The 4,455-nt window shown below is 75.5% G+C and carries 3 protein-coding genes; 2 read left to right on the top strand and 1 reads right to left on the bottom strand.

What is annotated here, in order from left to right; translation table 11 throughout:
• On the top strand, positions 1 to 1,605 hold a 1,605-nt coding region (locus ABD308_RS38220), incomplete at its 5' end, for a tetratricopeptide repeat protein (protein WP_344345531.1).
• A 167-nt stretch (positions 1,606 to 1,772) separates the two neighbouring features.
• On the opposite strand, the gene ABD308_RS38215 is transcribed toward ABD308_RS38220, so the two are convergent.
• On the bottom strand, positions 1,773 to 2,783 hold the full coding sequence (locus tag ABD308_RS38215; protein ID WP_344345529.1) for a LuxR C-terminal-related transcriptional regulator: 1,011 nt from the start codon (positions 2,781 to 2,783) through the stop codon (positions 1,773 to 1,775).
• Between the two features lie 398 nt (positions 2,784 to 3,181).
• Here ABD308_RS38215 and ABD308_RS38210 point away from each other — a divergent pair.
• Positions 3,182 to 4,455 (top strand): GTPase (locus tag ABD308_RS38210; RefSeq protein WP_344345525.1); only part of this gene is annotated, 1,274 nt, incomplete at its 3' end.

Here is a 4,455-nt window from a genome sequence, read left to right as displayed (position 1 = left end):
GCCGGCGTCGGCGTGGTGACCGGCGGCGCCGGGACGGGCAAGACCGCCCTCGCCGTGCACTGGGCGCACCGGGTCCGCGAGCGATTCCCCGACGGCCAGCTCCACCTCAACCTGCGCGGGTACGCCGTCGGCCCGCCGCTGGACCCGTACGAGGCGCTGGCCTGCTTCCTGCGGGCCCTCGGCACCGACCGCGAGCGGATACCCGGCAGCATCGACGAGAGCGCCGCCCTGTACCGGTCGCTGCTCGCCGACCGCAGGGTACTGGTACTGCTCGACAACGCCCGCGACGCCGAGCAGGTCCGCCCGCTGCTGCCCGGTTCGGCGGGCTCGCTGGCCCTGGTGACCAGTCGGGACGGGCTGGCCGGGCTCACCGCCTGCGACGGCGCCCGGCGGCTGGTGCTCGACGTCCTCCCTCAGCCCGAGGCCGTCGAACTGCTCGCCCGGATCGCCGGCGCCGACCGCACCCGCGCCGAACCCCGCGCCGCCGCCGAACTCGCCGCCGCCTGCGGTCACCTGCCGCTCGCCCTCGGCATCGCCGCGGGCCGCCTCGCGGAACGGCCCCACCGCACGCTGGGGGAACACGCCGCCGAACTGCGCGACGCGGAGGACCGGCTCACCGTGCTCCAGATCGACGGCGACGCCACCTGCGCCGTCCGGGTCGCCTTCGACCTCTCCTACCGCGCGCTGCGCCCCGCCGCCCGGCGGCTCTTCCGGCTCCTCGGTCTGGCCCCCGGCGGCCAGATCGGCACGGCCGCGGCCGCCGCGCTCTCCGGCTCGGCCCCCGCCGCGACCAGGCCGGTGCTCGAACAGCTCGCCGCCGCCCATCTGCTCAGCCCCGCCGGCCCGGACCGCTACCGCCTGCACGACCTGCTGCGCTGCTACGCCGCCGACCGCGCCACCGCCGAAACCGGCCCCGCCGACCGGGCCGCCGCCCGGGAGCGGCTCTGCTCCTGGTACCTGCACCACGCGGAGGCGGCGGCCCGCCTGCTCACCCCGCAGCGCCGGCGCCTGCCGCTCCCCGCCGTGGGCCCCTGGTACGAGCCGCCGGGGTTCACCACACCGGCCGAGGCGCGGCGGTGGTGCGAGAGCGAGCACTCCCGTCTGCTGGAGACCGTCCGGTACGCCGCCGAGCACGGCCTCGACGGCCACGCCTGGCGGCTGCCCGTGGCGCTCTGGGGCCACTTCCAGGCCGGCCCGAACCTGGCGGACTGGATGGAGGCGGACCGGTCGGCGGTCGAGGCGGCCCGCCGGATCGGCGACCGCGGCGGCGAGGGTTGTGCCCGCAACGACCTGGCCACCGCCCTGGGCGCGCGAGGCCGGCACGACGCCGCCCTCGCCGAACTCCGCACGGCCCGTGCGCTGCTGGCCTCGGTCGGCGACCGGGCGGGCGAAGCCCAGGTGCTCGGCAACCTGGGCAACCAGAGCCTGCTCACCGAGCGGTACGAGGCCGCCGCCGGCTACTTCCGCGAGGCCCTCGCGATACTGCGGGAACAGCCCCCGCGGAGCCACCGCGAATGGGCGATCGACACCTGTGAGGCCGACCTGGCCGTGGCCGTCCGGCTGAGGTCGTCGGGCTCGGTCATCGGGCTGAGGTCGTCGGGTTGAGGCCTGCCTGATCGGATGATCACTCTGGCGGTTCGCGGAGCCAGAGGACCAGGGAGGCGGGGACGACGCCCGAGCCGCCCGAGCCGCCTGCGGATCGGCCGCCCGGTCGCGTCGCTCCGGGGGGATCGTGGCGGCGAACCCGATGCCCTCGGCCGGCCGCGTCGAGGTCAGGGCGTGGCCACCCGAGGCGACCGCTGCGGCTCGTGCTCCAGCAGGCCGAGCCGGGTGGCCCGCACCATCGCGGTCAGCCGGTTGTCCGTCTCCAGCACCCGCAGGATCTCGGCGACGAAGCGCCGCACCGTCCGGTCCGAGTAGCCGAGGTGACGGGCGATCGCCTTGTCGGTCGCCCCCACGGCCATCATGCGCAGCACCAGCCGGTGGGTGTCGGAGAGCGCCGGCGCCGCGCCGCCGCCCCGGCGCCGCCGGGTGTACGGCGTGGCCGTGGACCAGCTGTGCTCGAACACCCGGGTGAACAGCTGCGCCAGCAGTCCGCCGTCGATCACCACCGTGCGACGCGGCCCCTCCAGCTGCGAACGGGTGACCACCTTCTCCTGGTCGACGATGACCAGCCGCAGCGGCAGCGACTCCGCGGTGCGGACCTCGGCGCCCGCCTCCTGGAGCGCGTCGACGTACTCGACGACGGCCGGACTGGCGAGCGCCGAGGCGGGCGCCACCAGCCGGTAGTGGACGCCCCGGCGCAGCAGTTCCACGTCCTCGCGGATGCCCGGCTGCAGCGGCTCCCGCTCCGCCGCGCTCGGCAGCATCACAGCCACCTCCGAGCGGCTGGCGGCGTGCAGCTCCCCGAGCCGGCGGCGCAGCTGCTCGCGCGACTCGACCACCTCGACGGCCGGGCCGTCCCCGGCGGAGGCGGGCGGGGCCAGCAGACCGTCGGTCAGGTCGGAGATGAGGTCCTGCGCGCGGGTGAACTCGGCCAGCCGCTCCTGCTGGTCGGCGACCAGCCGTCTGAGCACCCGCTGCGGCGGGTCGACGGGCGTGTCCGGATCCCGGTCGAGCAGTCCCTGTCCGGCCAGCCAGTCCACGGCCTCCCGGACGTCGTCGGAGCGGGCGCCGAGCCCGCGCGCGACCTCCGCCGGATCCGAGCGGCCGTCCTCGGTGCGGAGCAGCGCGTGGTAGACACGGTAAGCAAAGCGAGCGTTGATCCCGGTTGCCGCCGTCATCGCCTTGAACTCCAGCCATAGATCCGGATCGTGCGCGGGAACGCGTGGTGGAACAGTGGGGAAACCGATTCCCCGGCGTTCGGGTGGCGAGACTACTGCAAGGATTCGACCGGTCAAGGGTGCCCGGGCTGAACTTCAGGCATACCCCTCCAGGGTGACAAGGTGTTGATTCAAGGGGTCGGGTGCCGTCATCGCCTTCGTCTTCACCGCGGTGACCGTGGCCGCCCTGGTGGCCGCGCTCACGTGGGTGGCGAACTGCCGTACCAGGCAAGTGATATGAGCAGCCTATAGGGCGATTTTCTGCCACCATGGCTGCGCACACCCCATTCCGGCCGCCAGCGCGGCGGTGCGGCGGCGGTGCGGCGGCTTTGGGCACGGCAGAGCATGGGGAGGCTCTGGTGGGGGTTGACACGGCGGGTCCTCCGGCGGGCCCGGAGGACCTGGAACGGGCCATCGCGGCGGCGGTCGAGCGCAGCCGGCCGGTGGCCGAGGGGCTGCGGCGCGAGGTGGACGGGCTCAGCGCGGCGCTGTCGGCCGAGGCGGCGGCCCTGGGCACCGGTGACGCGCCGGGCGACGGTGGGCTGCTCCCGCTCGCCGCCGCACTCATGCGCGGAACCGTCGACGAACTGGCGGAGCTGACGGCCGGCCGGCTGGACGGCCTGGACACCTTCAACGTGGTCCTGTTCGGCCGCACCGGCGCCGGGAAGAGCAGCCTGCGCGAGGCGCTGATCCAGGGCACCGGCGGGTCGATCTCGCCGTTCGGCGAATCCGACTGGACCACGGAGGTGAGCGAGGGACAGTGGCGCGGCTGCCGGGTCGTCGACACCCCGGGCATCGCCGGCTGGGGCCGGACGATGGACCGCGCGGACCTGGAGGAACGCGCCCGCGAGGCGCTGGTGGCCGCCGACGTCGTGCTCCTGTGCTTCGACAGCCAGAGCCAGCAGGCCGCCGAGTTCGCCAAGGTGGCCGACTGGATCGCCGCCTACGGCAAGCCCGTGGTCGCCGTCCTGAACAACCGCAACCCGGCCTGGCGCTTTCCCACCAGGGTCCCCGTCGGCGCGCCCCGCCGCACCCTCTCCCGGGCCGTCGCCGAGCACGCCCAGAACATCCGCGACGAACTGGCCAGGATCGGCCTGTACGACGTGCCCGTGGTCGCCCTGCACACGAAGCGGGCGGTGTACGCCCGGGCCACCCTGCCGTACCAGGGGACCGACGGCGCGACCCTGCTGAAGCACCGGGCCGAGGCCGGCTCCACCGCCGTCCTGCTCGACTGGTCCAACCTGCCCGCGCTGGAGGGGCTGCTCGGCGCGGCCCTCGGCCGGGACGCCGTCGGCCTGCGGCTCGGCACGCTGGCGCGCCAGATCGCCGGGGCGTACCAGCGGGCCGACGAGCGGTTCCGGACCCACGTCGAGGAGCCCGTCCGCACGCTGGCCGAGCAGTCGGAGATCGGGATCGAGCGGATGCTCACGCTGCTCGGCGCACCCGAGTCCGCCTTCGCCGCCGACGCCCCCGGCCGCGCCGCCCGACCGCCCCGGGCCGACCGCTTCCAGGCGGACCTGGCGGCCCTGGAACGGCTGCGCGGCGGCCGCTTCGACGCCCCGCCGGTGGGCGAGATCGAGCGGTACGCCGACCACCTCGTCCGCGCGGCGCTGGCCCCGGAGCGCGAGGCGGC

It is taken from the genome of Kitasatospora putterlickiae, from assembly GCF_039527695.1.
Taxonomy (GTDB): domain Bacteria; phylum Actinomycetota; class Actinomycetes; order Streptomycetales; family Streptomycetaceae; genus Kitasatospora; species Kitasatospora putterlickiae.
The sequence above is the reverse complement of the archived record's forward strand: the minus strand, read 5'-3'. Positions and strand labels throughout refer to the sequence as shown.

Coding starts and splice junctions, on each gene's coding strand:
- ABD308_RS38215 (WP_344345529.1), bottom strand. CDS start 2,783: ATGACGGCGGCAACCGGGATCAACGCTCGCTTTGCTTACCGTGTCTAC.